Raw genomic sequence first — 2,951 nt, 5'->3', positions numbered from 1 at the left:
AGCTGCAGCAGCCACGCCAGGCCGTACGGCCGCTCGAACTCCTGGCGTCCTGGCGCACGCAGGTACGCCAGCTCACCGGCCACCCGCTCGGCCGTGAAGTTCTTCGCCAGCGCCGCCTCGGCCTTCGTGGCCAACGCCGACCCCGGATACAGCCGCGCCACCCTCGCCAGCAACCAGTGGCCGTGCACCGACGAGTGCCAGTCGAAGCAGCCGTAGAACACCGGCGTGAGGTCGCGCGGCACCTTCGCGTCGGCATCGGAGGCCAGCGTGTGCGCGATCTTGTTCGGGTACTCCTGGTGGACGCACGCCAGCGCGAGCGCCGCCAGCTTCTCGGCCTGGGCCAGTTCCATCGTCGGTGTCCCCGCAATCTGCGTCGTCAGCATGAGCGCCAGCAGCATCCGGGGATTCTACCGGCTCAGGGCTCAAGGCTCAGGGCTCAGACTGCGTGCGCCCCGCGTACCCACCCCGTTCCCTGTGTCGCTGCAGGCCTTGGCCGGCAGGCGGCCATCCGTCGTCGGTCGTTCGGCTTGCCCTGAGCGAAGTCGAAGGGCGTTCGGCGTTCTTCCCGTCCAGTCGTACCCGATACCCCGTACCCGGCACCCGGTCGTTGTGCAATGCTCTTGCCGTGCCCCAATCACGTCGTGCATTCCTCGCCCTCGGCGCGGCCGGACTCGTGTCGGCGGCTCGGCCCCTCACTGCAGCCGCTCGCGTTGCGCAGCTCCCGAAGTTCCGCGTCGGCGTCACCGACTGGAACCTGCGCAGCGAAGCCAACCCGGCCTCGTTCGCGCTGGCCAAGCGTCTCGGGTTCGACGGCGTGCAGGTGAGCCTCGCGAGCGGACGCGGTGCCGGACGCGCGCCGATCACCGACGACCTCGTGAAGCAGTACGTCGCGCAGTCGCGCGAGCATGCGCTGCCCATCACGTCGACGTGCCTGAACATCCTGCACACCAACTACCTCAAGTCGGACGCGCTCGGGCCGAAGCGGGTGGCCGAGGGCATCGCACTCACCAAGGCCATCGGCGTCGAGGTGATGCTGCTGCCCTTCTTCGGCGACGGCGCGCTGAAGACGCCCGACGAGATGGACCGCGTGGGTGACATCCTGCGTGAACTCGCCCCCGACGCCCAGAAGGCCGGCGTGATTCTCGGCCTCGAGGACACGATCTCGGCCCGCGACAACGTCCGCATCATGGACCGCGCGAAGTCGCCGGCCGTGCTCACCTACTACGACGTCGGCAACTCCACGGTCAACGGCCACACGGTGATCGAGGAACTGCGCTGGCTCGGTCGCGACCGCATCTGTGAAGTGCATCTCAAGGACAACCCGCACTTCATGGGCGAGGGCACCATCGACTTCCCCGGCGTGATCGACGCGCTTGCCGACATCGGCTTCGCCCGGTGGGCCGTGCTCGAGACCAGCAGCCCGACGAAGATGCTCGAGGACGACATGCGCAGGAACCTGGCCTTCACGCGCGGGCTGGTCACGGCCCGCGCGAAGGCGTAAGGCGCCTCGCGCTCGTCGACGCCTGCACACTGGCGGTGGGGTCGGGGTTGGGGCTGGGGCTGGGGGCTTGGGGCTGGGGGCTCACGGCGCTGGGCGCAGGGCTCAGGGCTCACAGAGCCTGGTGAACCGAGCCATCGGCTACTCTTTCCCGCAATGATGCGCACACAGGCAGCCATCGCGGACGGGGCGGGCGCGTTCGTGATCGACGAGATCGACGTGAGCAGCCCGCTGGCCGACGAGGTCCTCGTGGAGATCCGCGCTGCCGGTATCTGCCACACCGATCACGCGTCGCTGTCGTGGAAGCGGCCGCTCGTGATGGGACACGAGGGCGCGGGCGTGGTGCGCGAGGTCGGCTCAGGCGTCACGCACGTGCGGCCTGGCGACGTCGTGGTCCTCAACTGGTGCATCCCGTGCGGGTCGTGCGCGCAGTGCCAGCGCGGCGACACCGTGCTGTGCGAGGTGAGCAAGCCGGCGCACGTGATGGCGCCGTCGCGCGGGCACGCGCATGCCGCCGGCACGCAGTGGCGCGGACGCGCCATCGACAGGTCCTTCAACATCGGCACGCTCTCGGGACTCGCGCTCGTGCGCAAGGAGGCGGTGACGCCCATTCCCGCGTCCGTGCCGTTTCCCGTGGCGGCGATCACCGGCTGCGGCGTGATGACGGGCTTCGGGTCGGCGGTCAATGTCGCGCGCGTGCAACCCGGCGAGAGCGTCGCCGTGCTCGGCTGCGGCGGCGTGGGCCTCAACGTGATCCAGGGCGCGCGCGTGGCGGGCGCGACGACGATCATCGCCATCGACGCGAACGCAGACGCGTTGGTGCGTGCCCGCGCGTTCGGCGCCACCCACACCGTGCTGGCCGGCCGCGACGACACGTCGTTCGAGGCGATGGCGTCCGCCGTGCGGCAACACACCGACGGGCGCGGCGCCGATCATGCGTTCGAGGCGACCAGCGTGCCGGCGCTCGCGTTCGCGCCGCTACGACTCGTGTGCGACGGCGGGCAGGCCCTGCAGGTGAGCGGAATCAACGATCCGGTCACCGTGCCGATGCCGTGGTTCATGTGGAACAAGCGCTACGTGACGCCGCTCTATGGCGGATGCGTGCCGTCGCGCGACTTTCCGCGCATCTTCGAGCTCTACGCGAGCGGCGCCCTGCAGCTCGACGCGCTCGTCACGCGCACCTACGCGCTCGACCAACTCGGCGAGGCCATCGACGACATGCTCACCGGCCGCAATGCGAAGGGCGTGATTCTTTTTTGAGGACGGCAGTCGGCAGTCGGCAGTCGGCAGTCGGCAGTGAGCGGGCCGCGGACGGCGGACGGCGGACGGCGCGCCCATCGGCTCTCCGGTCGTCTGGCGTCATCCTCCCGTCTGTAGCCGTCGGACTTCAAGACTCGCCTCTGTGCGCCTGCGGCGCGTGGCGAGTTGTCCGACGGTCACCGACTTCGCCCTT

Annotated in this window: 3 protein-coding genes; 2 read left to right on the top strand and 1 reads right to left on the bottom strand. The window is 69.8% G+C overall.

Going from position 1 to position 2,951, the window contains the following annotated elements; translation table 11 throughout:
• Window positions 1-398: DUF2891 family protein (locus ACIRDX_RS22375; protein ID WP_396627631.1), on the bottom strand; the 398-nt coding region annotated here is incomplete at its 3' end.
• A 227-nt stretch (window positions 399-625) separates the two neighbouring features.
• Between ACIRDX_RS22375 and ACIRDX_RS22370 the strand changes: the two genes are divergently transcribed.
• Window positions 626-1,501: a sugar phosphate isomerase/epimerase family protein gene (locus ACIRDX_RS22370; RefSeq protein ID WP_396627630.1), complete on the top strand. Its 876-nt coding sequence runs from the start codon at window positions 626-628 to the stop codon at window positions 1,499-1,501.
• Window positions 1,502-1,654: 153 nt separating this feature from the next.
• Entirely contained in the window at window positions 1,655-2,758 is a 1,104-nt protein-coding gene (locus ACIRDX_RS22365) for an alcohol dehydrogenase catalytic domain-containing protein (protein ID WP_396627629.1), read from the top strand.
• The last annotated feature ends 193 nt before the right edge of the window (window positions 2,759-2,951 follow it).

Origin of the sequence: Luteitalea sp. (assembly GCF_044337415.1) — a bacterium.
Lineage (GTDB): Bacteria > Acidobacteriota > Vicinamibacteria > Vicinamibacterales > Vicinamibacteraceae > Luteitalea.
This window is presented reverse-complemented; position numbering and strand designations above follow the sequence as displayed.